General features: G+C 68.7%; 17 protein-coding genes. 6 read left to right on the top strand and 11 right to left on the bottom strand.

What is annotated here, in order from left to right; genetic code table 11:
• Positions 1-2 precede the first annotated feature (2 nt).
• Genes VNT59_RS10230 through ruvA form a run of 4 tightly spaced genes read right to left on the bottom strand, consistent with a single transcriptional unit; the run spans position 3 to position 4161 of the window.
• Positions 3-1265 (bottom strand): ABC transporter permease, encoded by a 1263-nt coding sequence (locus tag VNT59_RS10230; RefSeq protein ID WP_325498283.1) that lies wholly within the window; start codon positions 1263-1265, stop codon positions 3-5.
• The gene (locus VNT59_RS10225; RefSeq protein WP_325498281.1) at positions 1243-2520 is read right to left on the bottom strand and encodes an efflux RND transporter periplasmic adaptor subunit; all 1278 of its coding nucleotides are present in this window, start codon (positions 2518-2520) and stop codon (positions 1243-1245) included. The genes VNT59_RS10230 and VNT59_RS10225 overlap by 23 nt, the downstream gene beginning before the upstream one ends.
• Positions 2521-2530: 10 nt before the next feature.
• Positions 2531-3589, bottom strand: a complete 1059-nt coding sequence (gene ruvB, locus VNT59_RS10220) for a Holliday junction branch migration DNA helicase RuvB (protein WP_325498279.1) — start codon at positions 3587-3589, stop codon at positions 2531-2533.
• Entirely contained in the window at positions 3586-4161 is a 576-nt protein-coding gene (gene ruvA / locus VNT59_RS10215; protein ID WP_325498278.1) for a Holliday junction branch migration protein RuvA, read from the bottom strand. The genes ruvB and ruvA overlap by 4 nt, the downstream gene beginning before the upstream one ends.
• 49 nt (positions 4162-4210) lie before the next feature.
• Between ruvA and VNT59_RS10210 the strand changes: the two genes are divergently transcribed.
• Positions 4211-5149 (top strand): PhoH family protein, encoded by a 939-nt coding sequence (locus VNT59_RS10210; RefSeq protein WP_325498276.1) that lies wholly within the window; start codon positions 4211-4213, stop codon positions 5147-5149.
• The gene (gene ybeY, locus VNT59_RS10205) at positions 5142-5618 is read left to right on the top strand and encodes an rRNA maturation RNase YbeY (protein ID WP_325498274.1); all 477 of its coding nucleotides are present in this window, start codon (positions 5142-5144) and stop codon (positions 5616-5618) included. Before VNT59_RS10210 ends, ybeY begins: the two co-directional genes overlap by 8 nt.
• Before the next feature lie 137 nt (positions 5619-5755).
• Here ybeY and dtd read toward each other — a convergent pair whose 3' ends face one another.
• From dtd to tyrS, 3 genes are read right to left on the bottom strand one after another with little or no spacing between them, the layout of a single operon-like run.
• A complete protein-coding gene (gene dtd, locus VNT59_RS10200; RefSeq protein ID WP_325498272.1) occupies positions 5756-6196 on the bottom strand; it encodes a D-aminoacyl-tRNA deacylase in 441 nt (146 codons plus the stop codon).
• On the bottom strand, positions 6193-7110 hold the full coding sequence (locus tag VNT59_RS10195; RefSeq protein ID WP_325498271.1) for a cation diffusion facilitator family transporter: 918 nt from the start codon (positions 7108-7110) through the stop codon (positions 6193-6195). Before VNT59_RS10195 ends, dtd begins: the two co-directional genes overlap by 4 nt.
• Positions 7111-7151: 41 nt before the next feature.
• Positions 7152-8387, bottom strand: a complete 1236-nt coding sequence (gene tyrS, locus VNT59_RS10190) for a tyrosine--tRNA ligase (protein WP_325498269.1) — start codon at positions 8385-8387, stop codon at positions 7152-7154.
• 171 nt (positions 8388-8558) lie between these two features.
• Here tyrS and VNT59_RS10185 point away from each other — a divergent pair, with 171 nt between their 5' ends.
• Both VNT59_RS10185 and VNT59_RS10180 read left to right on the top strand, forming a co-directional pair.
• The gene (locus VNT59_RS10185) at positions 8559-9911 is read left to right on the top strand and encodes a M23 family metallopeptidase (RefSeq protein WP_325498267.1); all 1353 of its coding nucleotides are present in this window, start codon (positions 8559-8561) and stop codon (positions 9909-9911) included.
• A 44-nt stretch (positions 9912-9955) separates the two neighbouring features.
• Positions 9956-11065: an anhydro-N-acetylmuramic acid kinase gene (locus VNT59_RS10180; RefSeq protein WP_325498265.1), complete on the top strand. Its 1110-nt coding sequence runs from the start codon at positions 9956-9958 to the stop codon at positions 11063-11065.
• A 12-nt stretch (positions 11066-11077) separates the two neighbouring features.
• Here VNT59_RS10180 and erpA read toward each other — a convergent pair whose 3' ends face one another.
• From erpA to rplM, 4 genes are all read right to left on the bottom strand, one after another.
• The gene (erpA, locus tag VNT59_RS10175) at positions 11078-11452 is read right to left on the bottom strand and encodes an iron-sulfur cluster insertion protein ErpA (RefSeq protein WP_325498263.1); all 375 of its coding nucleotides are present in this window, start codon (positions 11450-11452) and stop codon (positions 11078-11080) included.
• Between the two features lie 62 nt (positions 11453-11514).
• Entirely contained in the window at positions 11515-11910 is a 396-nt protein-coding gene (locus VNT59_RS10170; protein WP_325498261.1) for a polymer-forming cytoskeletal protein, read from the bottom strand.
• A 290-nt stretch (positions 11911-12200) separates the two neighbouring features.
• Complete coding sequence (gene rpsI, locus VNT59_RS10165) at positions 12201-12593, bottom strand: 30S ribosomal protein S9 (protein WP_325498259.1); 393 nt, start codon at positions 12591-12593, stop codon at positions 12201-12203.
• 10 nt (positions 12594-12603) lie between these two features.
• Complete coding sequence (gene rplM, locus VNT59_RS10160) at positions 12604-13032, bottom strand: 50S ribosomal protein L13 (RefSeq protein WP_325498257.1); 429 nt, start codon at positions 13030-13032, stop codon at positions 12604-12606.
• A gap of 216 nt (positions 13033-13248) precedes the next feature.
• Between rplM and VNT59_RS10155 the strand changes: the two genes are divergently transcribed.
• Positions 13249-14175, top strand: a complete 927-nt coding sequence (locus VNT59_RS10155; RefSeq protein ID WP_325498255.1) for a 23S rRNA (adenine(2030)-N(6))-methyltransferase RlmJ — start codon at positions 13249-13251, stop codon at positions 14173-14175.
• 129 nt (positions 14176-14304) lie between these two features.
• Positions 14305-15579 (top strand): ABC transporter transmembrane domain-containing protein (locus VNT59_RS10150; RefSeq protein ID WP_325498253.1); only part of this gene is annotated, 1275 nt, incomplete at its 3' end.

The raw sequence follows: 15579 nt of genomic DNA, 5'->3' as shown, positions 1-15579 counted from the left end.
GTTCAGAGCCGGATCGCCTCGGCCGGATCCATGCGGGCGGCGCGCCGGGCGGGCGCGATCGCGGCCAGCACGCCGGACACGGTGGCCACCAGCGCGACCCGCAGCGCGGTGTCCGGCGGGAGCGTGATCCAGAACAGCGGCTGGCCGTCGGAGCCGCGCACGAAATGCGTGAACAGCCAGATCATCGCCACGGCCAGCAGCAGCCCGATGGCCGAGCCGGCCGCGCCCAGCACGGCCCCCTGCACGAGGAAGAGCCGCACCACCTGCGCCCGGGTGGCGCCCATGGCGCGCAGGATGCCGATCTCGCGCCGCTTCTGCACCACCGACACCACCAGCACGCTGGCGATGCCCAGCACCACCACGATCAGCACCACCGCGCGGATCAGGGTCGTGCTCACCGACTGGGCGTTGAGCGCGGTCACCAGCTGCGCGTTCGTCTCCTGCCACGGCTCCACCTTGTACGGCAGTTCGCGCCGCAGCTCGCGCGCCAACGTGTCGGCCGACCAGACGTCGCGCACCGTCAGGTCGACGCTGGTGGCGCCGCCGGGCAGCGCGAGCAGGCTTTGCGCCAGCCGCAAGGGCACGATCACGGTGCGCCGGTTCAGGTCGCGCACGCCGAGGTCGACCAGCGCCGTCACGCGCACCGATTCGCTGACCGGCCCCGTCAGCACCGTGAGCCGGTCGCCGATGCGCACCGCCAGATCGGACGCGAGTTCCTTGCCGATGATCGCCTCGCCCGGCCCGAGCTGGGCCTGGCCGGCAATCACCTTGCCGCGCAGGCCGACGATGCGGTCATAGCGGTCCAGGTCGACGCCGAGCAGCGCGATCGCCTGCCGGGCCTCGCCCCGCAGCCCGAGCCCGCTGCCGGACACCATCGGCGACACGGCGGTGACCTCGGCGCGGCGCTCCAGCATCGGCACCAGCGACTGCCAGTTGGCGATCGAGCGCAGGCGCTGCTCGCGCGGCTGGGTGTCCGCGAGCACGCTGGCCCCGGCGGCGGGCTGGCGCGCCGGCAACACCACGTCCTCCGGCGGCCGGATGGTGATGTGCGCCTGGGCGCCCAGCGTCTTGGTCAAGGTGTTGCTCTGCAGGCCGTTGATCAGCGCGCTGATGTAGGCGATCACCGCCACGCCGGCGGCCACGCCGACGATGATCAGCAGCGTCTGCATCCGGCCTTCGCGCAGGAAGCGCAGCGCCACGCGGGCCTCGAACCCGAGCCAGCCGCCCAGCAGCGGCGGCCGTTCAGCGTCCGAAGGCGTTGCCAAGGGTCGACCCCACGTCCTCGTGGGTGCTGCTGCTGGCCTGCTGCCCAGGCTGCCAGGCCACGACGGTGGCGCGCACCCGCTCGCCCGGCGGCAGCTGGCCGCGCAGCGCCACCCGCTCGCCGGCGGCGAGGCCTTCGCTGACTTCCACCGCGTCGAGCGTGCGCAATCCCAGGCGGACCTGGCGCTCCTGGGTGCGGCCGTCGCGCACCACCAGCAAGGTGGCCGGCTGCTCGCCGGCGGCCGGCCGCAGCGCGCCGAGCGGAACGACCAGCGCCCGGTCGCGCCGGCCGGTTTCGACATCGACCGACAAGGTCATGTCCTCGCGCAGGAACGCCGGCGGTTGGGCCGTCAGCGCCAGCTTCACTTCGATGGCGCCGCGCTGCGGATCGACGGCGGGGGCGATCGACAGCACGCGGGCGGCGAACGGCTGCCCGGCGAAGGCGTCGGCGACCACCAGCGCGGACTGGCCGACCTGCAGCTGCTCCAGGAAGCGCTCGTCGACCGGCGCGACCAGCTGGGTCGGTCCCGCCAGCGCGAGGCTCATGAGCGCCTTGCCGGGCTGCACGATCTGGCCCGGCTCGACCTGGCGCAGCAGGACGCGCGCGTCGGCGGGCGCCACCACCACGGCCTGCTCCAGCCGCGCGCGGGCGGCGGTGGTCGCCGCGCGCGCCAGCGCGAGCTGCGCCTGCGCCTGCGCGACGTCGGTGCCGCCGTCGGCGATGGCCTGGACCTGGGCCCGCGCGTTGTCCTGCTGCGCCCGCGCGACGTCGGCCGCCCGCCGCGCCTCGTCGATGCGCGAGGCGCTGACGAAGCCCTGCGCCACGAGCTGCTGCTGCCGTGCCAGTTCGGCCTGCGCCGCGCGCAGCGTGGCCTGCGCCTGCTCCAGCGCCGCGAGCGCGGCGTGCCGGCCGGTGGTGCGCAGGCCGGCAAGCCGGGCCTGGGCCTGGCGCTCGGCGGCGACCGATTGGGCGAGCGCCGCGCGCAGTTCCTCCGATTCCAGGCGGATCAGGGGCTGACCGCGGCGCACCTGCACGCCCTCGTCGACCAGCACCTGCGCCACCCGCCCGGTGACGGTGGCGCCGACGTCGACCCGCGACAGCGTCGCGACGCGGGCCGAGAACCGCAGCGTGCGCAGCAGCGGCTTGGGCTGCACCTCGACCACCTCGATGGCCGTGCCGCGCATGGAGTACCCGGCGAATGCGAGGGCCGCGAGCAGGACAGCCGACAGGAGGATCCAGGGCCAGCGCTGCTTCATGGCCGCTTGGCTATCCCTCGAACAGCCCGCCGTTGGCCTGGGGCGGGGTGACCCCCAGGTGCCGGAACGCCGCCAGCGTCGCGATGCGGCCGCGCGGCGTGCGCTGCAGGTAGCCCTGCTGGATCAGGTACGGCTCGATCACGTCCTCGATGGTGCCGGCTTCCTCGCCGATGCTGGCCGCGATGTTGTCCAGGCCGACCGGGCCGCCGTCGAAGCGGTGGATCACGGCCTCCAGCAGCTTGCGGTCCATCACGTCGAAGCCCTGCGGATCCACGTCGAGCATCGCCAGCGCCAGCTGCGCGATCTCCTGCGAGATGTGGCCGGTGCCCTTGACGTCGGCGTAGTCGCGCACGCGCCGCAGCAGGCGGTTGGCGATCCGCGGCGTGCCGCGCGAGCGCCTGGCGATCTCCATGCCGCCGCCCTCGTCCATCGGCGCCTTGAGCAGGCCGGCGCTGCGCGTCACGATCCGTGCCAGTTCCTCGGCGGTGTAGAACTCCAGCCGCGCGACGATGCCGAAGCGGTCGCGCAGCGGATTGGTCAGCATGCCGGCGCGCGTGGTGGCGCCCACCAGCGTGAACGGCTGCAGTTCCAGCTTGATCGAACGCGCGGCCGGGCCCTCGCCGATCATGATGTCGATCTGGTAGTCCTCCAGCGCGGGGTACAGGATTTCCTCGACGACCGGGGACAGCCGGTGGATCTCGTCGATGAACAGCACGTCGTTGCGCTCCAGGCCGGTGAGCAGCGCGGCCAGGTCCTTCGGCTTTTCCAGCACCGGCCCGGAGGTCTGGCGCAGGTTGACGCCGAGTTCGTGGGCGATGATGTGCGACAGCGTCGTCTTGCCCAGGCCCGGCGGGCCGAACAGCAGCACGTGGTCCAGCGCCTCGCCGCGCTTGCGCGCCGCGCCGACGAAGATCTCCAGCTGTTCGCGGATGCGGGCCTGCCCGACGTATTCGTCCAGCTGCTTGGGCCGCAGCGCCTTCTCGATCGCTTCTTCCTGCGGCGAGGCGGGCGCGGCGGAGACCACGCGCCGCGGCGGCGGCAGCTCGAAATCGTCGGTCTTGATCGTCATTTGGCGAGCGCCTTCAAGGCCAGGCGGATGCCTTCGGCCACGCCCACGTCCTTCGGCAGGGCCTTGAGCGCGGCGGCGGCTTCCTTGTCGCTGTAACCCAGCGAGACCAGCGCCTGGACGATGTCGGCGCCTTCGTCGGTGGCGATCACGGCGCCCGGCAGGCCGAGGTCGGCGCCGAGCTTGCCTTTGAGTTCCAGCAGCAGGCGCTCGGCGGTCTTCTTGCCGATGCCGGGCACCTTCACCAGCCGCCCCGCGTCCTGCGCGGTCACCGCCTGCGCGATGTCGGCCACGCTCATGCCGCTCAGGACCGACAGCGCCGTGCGCGGGCCGACGCCGGCGATCTTGATGAGTTGGCGGAAGGTCTCGCGCTCGGCCGGGGAGCCGAAGCCATAGAGGATCTGGGCGTCCTCGCGCACGACGAAGTGCGTCAGCAGCGACACGCGCTCGCCGACGCCGGGCAGGTTGTAGAAGGTGCTCATCGGCACGTCCACTTCGTAGCCGACGCCGTTGCAGTCCACCAGCACCTGCGGCGGATTCTTGTCGCCCAGCGTTCCCGTCAATTTGCCTATCATGGGGGTCCTCGGCCCCTGGGGCCGTTTCCGTGTCCCAGGGATTATCGACTTGATTCTCAAACACTCCTTCCCCTCCGCCAGCAACACCCGCCTGGCGCACCTGTGCGGGCCGACCGACGAACACCTGCGCACCATCGAGACCGCGCTGCAGGTGACGATCAGCCACCGCAACGAGCACTTCAAGGTGGAGGGGCCCAAGGCCAAGGCGCAGCGCGCGATGGAGGTGCTGCAGGCCCTGTACGAGATGGCCGGCCGGTCGATCGCGACCGACAAGGTGCAGCTGATGGTGGCCAGCGAAGCCGCCCTGTCCGAGGACGAGGAAGGCGCCCAGGTGCTGCACACGCGGCGCACGGACCTGAAGGCGCGCACGCCCAACCAGAGCGTCTACCTGGACAACATCGCCAACCACGACATCACCTTCGGCATCGGCCCGGCCGGCACCGGCAAGACCTACCTGGCGGTGGCCTGCGCCGTCGACGCGCTGGAGCGCAGCTCGGTGCAGCGGATCGTGCTGACGCGGCCGGCGGTGGAAGCCGGCGAGAAGCTCGGCTTCCTGCCGGGCGACCTGACGCAGAAGGTCGACCCCTACCTGCGCCCGCTGTACGACGCCCTGTACGACCTGATGGGATTCGACAAGGTCGCCAAGGCGTTCGAGCGCAACGCGCTGGAGATCGCGCCGCTCGCCTTCATGCGCGGCCGCACGCTGAACAACGCCTTCGTGATCCTGGACGAAGCGCAGAACACCACGCCGGAACAGATGAAGATGTTCCTCACCCGGATCGGTTTCGGCTCGAAGGCGGTCGTCACCGGCGACATCAGCCAGATCGACCTGCCCAAGGGCAACCTGTCGGGGCTGGTCGAGGCCGAGCGCATCCTCAAGCGCGTGAAGGGCATCGCCCACACCCATTTCACCAGCGCGGACGTGGTGCGCCATCCGCTGGTGGCCCGCATCGTCGATGCCTACGATGCCGCGCGCAAGAATGGCTGAGGGCGTCGGGTCCGGCGGCGCGCTGCCGCCGCTGGCGCTGGCGTTGCAGTTCGGCCGCTTCGCCGGCGCGACCACGCAGCGCAAGCTGCTGAAACCGGCGCGGGTCCGGCGCTGGGTGTCGTTCGCCCTGGCCCGCCCCGGCGAAATTTCGGTCCGCGTGGTCGGCGAGCAGGAGGGCCGCGCCCTCAACCTGCAGTACCGCCGCAAGGATTACGCGACCAACGTGCTGACGTTCGACTATGCGCAAGAGCCGGTGGTGATGGCCGACCTGGTGCTGTGCGGGCCGGTCGTGGAGCGCGAAGCGCGCGAGCAGGGCAAGACGCTGGAGGCGCATTACGCGCACCTGCTGGTGCACGGCGTGCTGCATGCGCAGGGCTGGGACCACGAAACCGACGAACGCGATGCGCTGGCGATGGAGGCGCTCGAGATCCTGCTTCTCGCAGCGCTGGGCTTCGCCAATCCCTACTGAAGAAGACCCCACGGCCGCACGCAGAGATCCGCAGAACACGCAGAACACGCAGAAAACAGCCAATTTGAATCTGGGTTCTTCTGCGTCCGCTGCGGTTTTTGCGCCCTTTGCGTTCGGCTGCTGGGTTTCGTTTCGTATCAGCTCACGCGAAGCGGAATCGTCACCGGCCCGTCGTTCACCAACTGCACCTGCATGTGCGCCGCGAATTCGCCGGTGGCGACCACCGGATGGGCCGCGCGGGCCTGGGCGACGAAATAGTCGTACAGCCGCCGGCCCTCGTCGGGCGCCGCCGCGTTGGTGAAACTCGGACGATTCCCGCCCGACGTGTCGGCCGCCAGCGTGAACTGGCTCACCAGCAGCAGCCCGCCGCCGACGTCCTGCACGCTGCGGTTCATCTTGCCGGCGTCGTCGCCGAAGATGCGCAACTTGAGGATCTTGGCCAGGAGCCGGTCGGCCTGCGCTGGCCCGTCGCCCCGCTCGGCGCAGACCAGCACGAGCAGACCCGCGCCGATCTCGCCCACGGTCCGGCCGTCCACCACCACGCGCGCCTGGCTGACCCGCTGCAGCACGCCGATCACTTCAGGTCTTCCTGGTCGTCGAAATGCGCCTCGACGTCGCTGGGCAGCAGCTGGATCGTCGCCCGCAGGCCCGGCACGGCGCTCATGAGGGCCTGTTCCACCGACGCTCGCACCGCCGCCGCCCGGCCCAGCGTCCAGCTCGCCGGCATGTGCATGTGCAGGTCGACGAAGCGCCGCTGCCCCGAGCGCCGGCTCGAGATGTGGTCGAAGCGGATGGTGGGGTGCTGGAACTCGCGCAGCGTCTTCTCGATCTCGGCCATCACTTCCGCTTCGAGCGCGTTGTCCATCAGCCCCTGCGACGACTTCCACATCAGGGATGCGCCTTCGCGCAGGATGTTGAGCGCGACGCCGATGGCCACCGCCGGATCGAGCCAGTTCCAGCCGGTGAACGCCACCAGCCCGACGCCCAACACCACGCCGGCCGAGGTCCAGACGTCGGTCATGAGGTGGCGCGCATCGCCTTCGAGCGCCATCGAGCGGTGGTGCTCGCCGGAGCGCATCATCATCCACGCCAGCGCCCAGTTGAAGGCCGAGCTGAGCACCGAGAGCGCAAGGCCCCAGCCGACCTGCTCGAGCGGCTGCGGATGCAGGAGCCGCTGCACCGCGGTCCAGCCGATCCCGATCGAGGCCACCATGATCGCCAGGCCCTCGAACGCCGACGAGAAGTATTCGGCCTTGTGGTGGCCGTACGGATGGTCCTCGTCGGCCGGCCGCGCGGCGATCGACACCATCAGCAGGGCGAAGATGGCGCTGGCCAGATTCACCAGCGACTCCATCGCATCGGACAGCAGCCCGACCGAGCCGGTGATCCACCATGCCAGCGTCTTCAGCGCGATGGTGACCAGCGCGACCACGATGGAGCCGCGCAGGAGCACCTGCGGTGGAATGCGGCGGACCGACTCGACGAAGCTCATGCTGCCATTGTCCCTGCTGCGGGGCCCTGCCCTCTTCGCCGCTAGACCCCGAGCGTCACCTTCGCGAACTTGCGCTTGCCCACCTGCACCACGTACGTGCCGGCATCGAGCTTCAGGCCCTTGTCGGCGACCACGCTCGAATCGATGCGCACCCCGCCGCCGTCGATCAGGCGGTTCGCCTCGCTCGTGGAAGGCGCCAGCCCCGCCTGCTTGAGCAGCGCGCCGATCCCCAGCGGCGCGCCGCCCAGCTGCACCTCGGGAATGTCGTCCGGGACGCCGCCGCGGCTGCGATTGATGAAGTCCTGCTCGGCGGCGTCGGCGGCGGCGGCACTGTGAAAGCGCGCGGTGATCTCCTTGGCCAGCAGCACCTTGGCCTGCTTGGGGTTCAGGCCCGCCTCGACGTCGCGGCGCAGCGCGGCGACCTCGGCCTCGCTGCGGAAACTCAGCAGCGGGTACCAGCGCCACATCAGGTCGTCGGAGATCGACAGCACCTTGGCGAACATGGTGTTCGGGTCCTCGTTGATGCCGATGTAGTTGTTCTTGCTCTTGGACATCTTCTCGACGCCGTCCAGGCCCTCGAGCAGGGGCATGGTCAGGATGCACTGCGGCTCCTGCCCGTATTCCTGCTGCAGATGCCGGCCCATCAGCAAGTTGAACTTCTGGTCGGTGCCGCCGAGCTCCAGGTCGCTCTTGAGGGCGACCGAGTCGTAGCCCTGCATCAGGGGATACAGGAATTCGTGGACGGAGATCGACTGGCCCTCGCGGAACCGCTTGTTGAAGTCGTCGCGCTCCATCATCCGGGCCACCGTGTAGCGGGCGGCCAGCTGGATCATCCCGCGCGCCCCGAGCGGATCGCTCCACTCGCTGTTGTACCGGATCTCGGTGCGGGCCGGGTCGAGCACCAGGCTGGCCTGCTTGTAATAGGTCTCGGCGTTGGCCTTGATCTGTTCGGCGGTCAGCGGCGGCCGGGTCGTGTTGCGCCCGGACGGGTCGCCGATCATCGAGGTGAAATCGCCGATCAGGAAGATGACGTTGTGGCCCAGGTCCTGCAACTGCCTCATCTTGTTCAGGACCACGGTGTGTCCGACATGGATGTCAGGCGCCGTAGGATCAAGCCCCAGCTTGATGCGCAGCGGCACCTGCAAGGCTTCCGATCTGGCGAGCTTTTGCGTCCATTCTTCCTCCGGCAACAGCTCCTGGGTGCCCCGGCGCGAGATCGCCAGGGCCTCGCGAACACGATCGGTTACCGGATATGTTGTAACAAGCGCTTGATTCATAAGGATTTTTCGGAAACCCGCGGGGACCGGCTGGCTATACTCGGGCTGCTCCGGATGAAGTGCCGATTCTAGTTGTGGCACATTTCGCGCTTCCGGGCCGGACTTGTAACGCGGGGGAACCGCCTACTTCGATGTAGGACAAAAGAGGTCCCCTTTGTGAGGAAGGATCCATTGAATAACGGTTTCATCGCCGCCGGCGAACAGCTCTTGTCGCGTGCCGCCCATGCGCTCGAACACCACCCCAGGAAAGTCACCGCGCTGATCGCGGCGCTGCTGCTTGGCGGTGGGTCCTTCGCCGTCGCGTCGATCGATACCGAACCCGACGACGTCGTCGTGCGCGACGTGCTCGAAGCGGTGCAGCCGCTGCCGATGCAGGAGCAGGTGCAGACGCTCGACGTCCACTCGTTCAACCTGTTCCGCACCGAGACCACCCGCGCCACCGACACCGTCGAAGCGCTGCTCTCGCGGCTGGGGGTCGACGATCCGCAAGCGGCGGCCTTCCTGCGCCGCGACGCCAATTTCCGCAGCCAGCTGCTGGGCCGCGCCGGCCGCAACGTGACCGTGGAAGCCACGGACCGCCAAGCGCTGTCCAAGCTGACGGCGCGCTGGGCGCCCGACGACAACGGCATCTTCAAGCGGCTGCTGGTCGAACGCACCGGCGACGGCCGGTTCAGCTCCCGCGTCGAGTCGGCGCCGCTGGTGCCGGCCACCCGCATGGGCAGCGCCACCATCCGCACCTCGCTGTTCGGCGCCGCGGACGAGGCGCGCATCCCCGACCCGGTGGTCGCCCAGATCATCGACATCTTCGACAGCGAGATCGACTTCCATCGCCAGCTGCGCGCCGGCGACCGCTTCAACGTGGTGTACGAGGCGCTGGAAGCCGACGGCGAGCCGATGCGCACCGGCCGCGTGCTGTCGGTCGAGTTCGTCAACAAGGGCAAGACCTTCCAGGCGATGTGGTTCCAGGAGCCGGGCAAGAAGGGCGCCTATTTCGACCTGGACGGCAAGACGCTGCAGAGCTCCTACCTGACCTCGCCGGTGGAGTTCTCGCGCGTGACCAGCGGCTTCGCGATGCGCTTCCATCCGATCCTGCATCAATGGAAGGCCCACCTGGGTGTCGACTACGGCGGCGCCATCGGCACCCCGGTGCGCACCGTCGGCGAAGGGCTGGTGGCATTCGCGGGCGTGCAGAACGGCTTCGGCAACGTGGTGATCGTCAAGCACAACGCCACCGACGAAACCGTGTACGCGCACCTGAGCCGCATCGACGTGCGTCCCGGCCAGAATGTGGCGCAGGGCCAGCGCGTCGGCGCCATCGGCCAGACGGGATGGGCCACCGGTCCGCACCTGCACTTCGAATTCCGCGTCAACGGCGTCCACAAGGATCCGTCGGTGATCGCCCGCAACAGCCAGGCGGCCACGCTGTCGGCCGAGGCGCGGCCGCAGTTCGACCGGCTCGCGCGCGCCATGCGCATGCAGCTGGAGGCAGCGGGCACGGCCACGGCGCTGGCCCGCGCCGACTGACACGGCGCAGCCGCGCCGCGCAGGCGTGCCGCTAAGATCGTTGCATGCCTGATTTCTACATCGGCCTGATGTCCGGCACGTCGCTGGACGGCGTGGACGGCGTGCTGGTGGACTTCTCTCCCAGCTCGCCGCTGGTCATCGAACATGCCTGCGCGCCCTTTCCCGCGCCGCTGCGGGCCGAGCTGCTGGCGCTCAATCGCAGCGGGCCGGACGAACTGCATCGCGCCGCCCTGGCGGGCAACGAGCTGATGCGGCAATACGCGGCCATCGTGGGCGAGCTGCTGCACAAGGCGCGCGCCGAGAGCAAGGACGTCCGGGCCATCGGCGCCCATGGCCAGACGGTGCGGCATCGCCCGCAGGAGTTCGACGGCACCGGCTACACCTTGCAGCTGTGCCAACCCGCGCTGCTGGCCGAGCTGACGGGAATCGACGTGGTGGCCGATTTCCGCAGCCGCGACGTCGCCGCCGGCGGGCAAGGCGCCCCGCTGGCGCCCTTCTTCCACCAGTCGCTGTACGGCCACGGGCAGGACACCGTCGGCGTCCTCAACATCGGCGGCATCTCCAACATCACGCTGCTGCGCCCGGACGGCACCATCCTGGGCTTCGACTGCGGTCCGGGCAACGCCCTGATCGACAACTGGTGCGCCCGCCATACCGGCCGGGACTACGACGCCGAAGGGGCCTGGGCAGCCGGCGGCCGACTGCTGCCCGCCCTGCTCGAGACCCTGCTGGCCGAGCCCTATTTCGGCAAGCCGCCGCCGAAAAGCACGGGCCGCGACCTGTTCAGCCAGGAATGGCTGGACGGGCAGCTGGGCCGGTTCGGCGATGCCGCGCCGGCCGACGTGCAGGCCACGTTGACCGAACTCACGGCGATGGCCTGCGCCCGCGACGTGCTGCGCCACGAGCCGAACCTGCGGCGCCTGATCGTCTGCGGCGGTGGCGCGCTCAACGGCCACCTGATGCGCCGGATCAAGGCGCTGCTGCCCGCCGCCGAGGTGGCTTCCAGCGCGGACTGGGGCCTGCCGCCGCTGCAGGTGGAGGCCACGGCCTTCGCCTGGCTGGCCCGCCGCACCGTGCGGCGCGAGCCGCTGGCCCTCCAAAGCATCACGGGCGCCAGAGGCGCCCGTGTGCTGGGTGGAATCTATCCGGCCTGACGGCCGTCCGGCTTAGTGCTCGCCGGGCGAGAAGCTGGAGCCGCAGCCGCAGGTGGTGCCGGCGTTCGGGTTCTTGATCACGAACTGGGCGCCCTGCAGGTCTTCCTTGTAGTCGATCTCGGCGCCGACCAGGTACTGGTAGCTCATCGCGTCGATCAGCAGTGACACGCCGTTCTTCGTCATCACGGTGTCGTCGTCGTTGGTGATCTCGTCGAACGTGAATCCGTATTGGAAGCCCGAGCAGCCGCCGCCCTGGACGAACACGCGCAGCTTGAGGTCCGGATTGCCTTCCTCGGCAATCAGGTCGGCCACCTTGGCGGCCGCGCTGTCGGTGAAGATCAGCGGGGCGGGCATTTCGGTCTGGACGGTTTCGGCTACGGCACTCATGGATGACTCCGGGGACGGGGATCTGGACTGAATAGTACTGCTATTCGCTCGGGAATATCGGGTCAGGGGTTATTGGCGGCCAGCTTCAGCACCGGCTTTTCCTCGCCTTCGATCGGCTGCAAGCGGCCCGAAATGATGGCGCCCTGGTGCATCTCGAGCGCCTTGTAGGTCACGTCCCCTTCGATGCGCGCCTTGGGCTGGAGTTCCAGCAACTCGGCGGCGTGCACCGGGCCCTTGACGGTGCCGTTGATGATGACGTGGTCGGCGCGGACCTCGCCCGACTCGACCTTGGCGGCTTCGGAGATCACCAGGATGCTCGGCTGGTCGCCCTCGGCGGTGACGCTGCCGGTCACCTCGCCGTCGATGCGCAGCCCTTCGGTGAAGTGGATGTTGCCCCCGATGCGGGTGCCCTCGGCAATGAGGCTCTTGATCGGCGGTTGTGCCTTGTTCCCAAACATGCTGGTTCCTCGTCGAATCGATGTGCTGGAGGCGGATGGCCCGGGCGCGGTCCGCGGCGCCCTCCACCATTCGTGGCGGTGACGTTTTGTACCACGGTCCGCTTGGGCAGGTCGATGGCTCCTTCGGCCCACCTGGAGCGTCACGCCGTCAACGGTCGAGCACGGGTTCCTTGAGACAGACGAAACCGCGCGCTGGCCCAGCATTGGCTCCCCCGACAGCGACGCCGGAGCCAAACAAAAGCCGCCCGAGGCGAACCTGGGCGGCTTTGTGGATGGAGCGGAAAAGCGGTTTAGCGCTTGCTGAACTGCTTGCGGCGGCGCGCGGAGTGCAGGCCGACCTTCTTGCGTTCCACTTCGCGGGCGTCGCGGGTGACGAAGCCAGCCTGGCTGAGCGCGGGCTTGAGGGCCGCGTCGTAGTCGATCAGCGCGCGGGTGATGCCGTGGCGCGTGGCGCCGGCCTGGCCCGATTCACCGCCACCGTGGACGTTGACCTGGATGTCGAAGGTTTCGACATGGTTCGTCAGAAACAGCGGCTGCTTGACGATCATGATCGACGTCTGGCGGCCGAAGAACTGCTCGATGTCCTTGCCGTTCACCGTGATCTTGCCGGTGCCTTTTTTCAGAAACACACGGGCCACGCTGCTCTTGCGGCGGCCGGTGCCATTGTTCCATTCACCAATCATTCAAGGCTCCTCAGATTTCCAGCGGCTTGGGCTGCTGCGCGGTGTGGGGATGCTCGGCGCCGCCATAGACCTTGAGTTTCTTGATCATGGCGTAACCCAGCGGGCCCTTGGGCAACATGCCCTTGACGGCCTTCTCCAGGGCGCGGCCGGGGTGTTTGGCCTGCATGTCCTTGAAGTTGGTGCCGTAGATGCCGCCCGGGAAGCCGGAGTGGCGGTAGTACACCTTGTCGAGGGCCTTGTTGCCCGTGACGCGGAGCTTGGAAGCGTTGATGACGACGATGAAGTCGCCGGTGTCGACGTGAGGCGTGTAAATGGCCTTGTGCTTGCCGCGCAAACGGAGGGCTGCTTCGCTGGCAACCCGACCGAGCACCTTGTCGGTGGCGTCAATCACAAACCACTCGTGCTTCACGTCAGCGGGTTTTGCGCTGAACGTAGACATGAGATCTCTTTCGAAGTGGCTTGGCGGGCCCTTTTCCACGGTCGGTGTTCCTCTGGACGGGAACCTCTTAGGTGGGCGCACCGGGCCGACGCAAGGCCGGCTCCGGTTCTCCGCCGCGGGGCCACAATGCGCTGCGGAGCCCGACATTATACGAAGAATCAAGGACTTGGCGCCAGCGGGGGCCGGCTAAAGCGCCCGCCCGGGTACCATCCCCGCATGTTCAGCTACCGCCACGCCTTCCACGCCGGCAACCATGCCGACGTGCTCAAACACACGATGCTGATCGCCATCCTGCGGCATTTGACGCAGAAGGACGCGGCGCTGATGGTGGTGGACACCCACGCCGGGGCCGGGCTGTACCGGCTGGACGGCGACTACGCCGGCACCTCGGGCGAAGCGGCCGACGGCGTCCTGAAGCTGGCGATGGCCGTCTCGCCGGCCGGCAAGGGCAAGCCGGCGGCGCTGCCCGACCCCGCGCCGATCCTGCAGGACTACCTGGACATGGTCGCCGGCTTCAACAAGGCGGGCGAGCTGAAGGTCTACCCCGGCTCGCCCTTCATCATCCAGCAGCTGCTGCGCGAGGAGGCCCGCGACAAGCTCAAGCTGTTCGAGATGCACCCGACCGACAGCAAGGCGCTGGCGGCCAACATCGCGCAGTTGCAGGCCGGCCGGCAGGTCGCCGTGGCCCGCGCCGACGGCTTCGAGGGGCTGAAGGCCTTCCTGCCGCCGCCCTCGCGCCGGGCGCTGGTGCTGATCGACCCCAGCTACGAGATCAAGAGCGATTACCCGAAAGTGAGCGCGTGCATCCAGGACAGCCTGAAGCGCTTCGCCACCGGCACCTACGTCGTCTGGTATCCGGTGATTCCCCGGCCGGAAGCGCACGAACTGCCGCGGCGCCTCAAGACCCTGGCGAACCAGGCCGGCAAACCGTGGCTGCACGCCACGCTGGCGATCGGCCAGGGCGAGGGAGCGGTCCATATCCCGGGCGAGCGCGAGCACGGCCCCGGCCTCACCGCCAGCGGCATGTTCGTGATCAATCCGCCGCACACCTTGCGCGGGGCGTTGCAGGTCGCATTGCCGCAGTTGGTGAATGTGCTGGGCCGCGGGCGCGGTCAGGGGCAGAGTCTCGAAGCCAGCGGCTGACAACTCGAACCCGAAAGTCGGTGCTCACTTGCCGCGACGGAAGGGGCAGGGGGATAGGCGAATGCCTTAAGCTCGAGTTGGGGAAAACCAGGGCATCAAAACCAAGGTACTACCGCGTAGTATTTTGGTATGCAATTCGTGCAGCAAGCCCGGCTGACACGGGATCAGGCCGTCTGGGTGCTGGCCACGCTATGCCAGCTCCACCGGATCCCGTTCGATCCAACCTTGTTTCTGGACCGTCACCCCGTCGGACGGAACGGCGATTACGGGCTGGTAGACCTGCTCCTCGCCACGGAAGCATTGGGACTGGCAGCCTCACTGATCGACCACCGGGAAGCGGTCGACCTGACGCACGCGACACGCTCGGCGATCGCGTTCGTGTTGCGGCCGGCCGGTAATGAGCGCGAAGCGCGATCCGCCAGCGAGTCGGCGAAGAATGCATGGACCCCCGTGCTCGTCGCCCCGGCCAGCGGCGGTCAGGTCATCTGGACCGAATATGCCGCCCGGGCTCCGGTGACGCGCCCATGGTCCGAAGTGGCGCCGACGCTGCGTGGCGAGATGTATTCATTCGCGCCTGCCCCCGAACGCCTGCGAGACGAGGATGGCGTGCGCGAGCAGGCCGACAAACCATTCGGCTTCGCGTGGTTCGTCCCCGAGCTGCTCCGCTACCGCACAGTCTGGCGCGACATCCTCGGGGCGTCGCTGGCATTGCAGCTGGTCGGCCTCGCCACGCCCTTGTTTACGCAGGTGGTGATCGACAAGGTGGTCGTGCATCAGAGTCACAGCACTTTGGCCGCGGCTACCGTCGGTCTGGCCCTGGCGATCGTGTTCTCGGCGATCTTCTCATGGGTTCGCCAGTACCTGGTCCTGCATACCGGCAATCGGGTCGACGCTGTCCTTGGCAGCCGGGTCTTCGCGCATCTCCTGAAGCTGCCGATGCCGTACTTCTATCGGCGGCCCACCGGCACCTTGGTTGCTCGCCTGCACGGCGTGGAAGCCATCAGGGAGTTCCTGGCCGGTGCGGCCGTGGCGCTGGTGCTGGACCTCCCATTCATGGTCGTGCTGCTCTGCGTGATGTGGTGGTACAGCTGGCAACTCACGCTGGTCGCCCTGGGCCTCGTGCTGGTCCTCGCCCTGCTCAGCGTCGCAGTGACGCCATTATTTCGTGCCCGCCTGAACCGCCAATTCCTGCTCGGCGCCAGAAACCAGGCGTTCGTCACCGAGTACGTCTGCGGCATGGAAACGGTGAAGTCGTTGCAGCTGGAGCCGCAACTGCTGCAGCGGTATGGCGCGTACCTCGCCGACTCCGTGGCGGCCGGCTTTGACACGAGGCAGGTGTCGAACAGCTACCAGACGGCCGCGAATTCGCTCGAGCAGCTGCAAGGTCTGGCGGTGCTTGTGATC

The sequence above is a fragment of the Ramlibacter sp. genome, assembly GCF_035554825.1.
In the GTDB taxonomy this organism is placed as follows: domain Bacteria; phylum Pseudomonadota; class Gammaproteobacteria; order Burkholderiales; family Burkholderiaceae_C; genus Ramlibacter.
The sequence above is the reverse complement of the archived record's forward strand: the minus strand, read 5'-3'. Positions and strand labels throughout refer to the sequence as shown.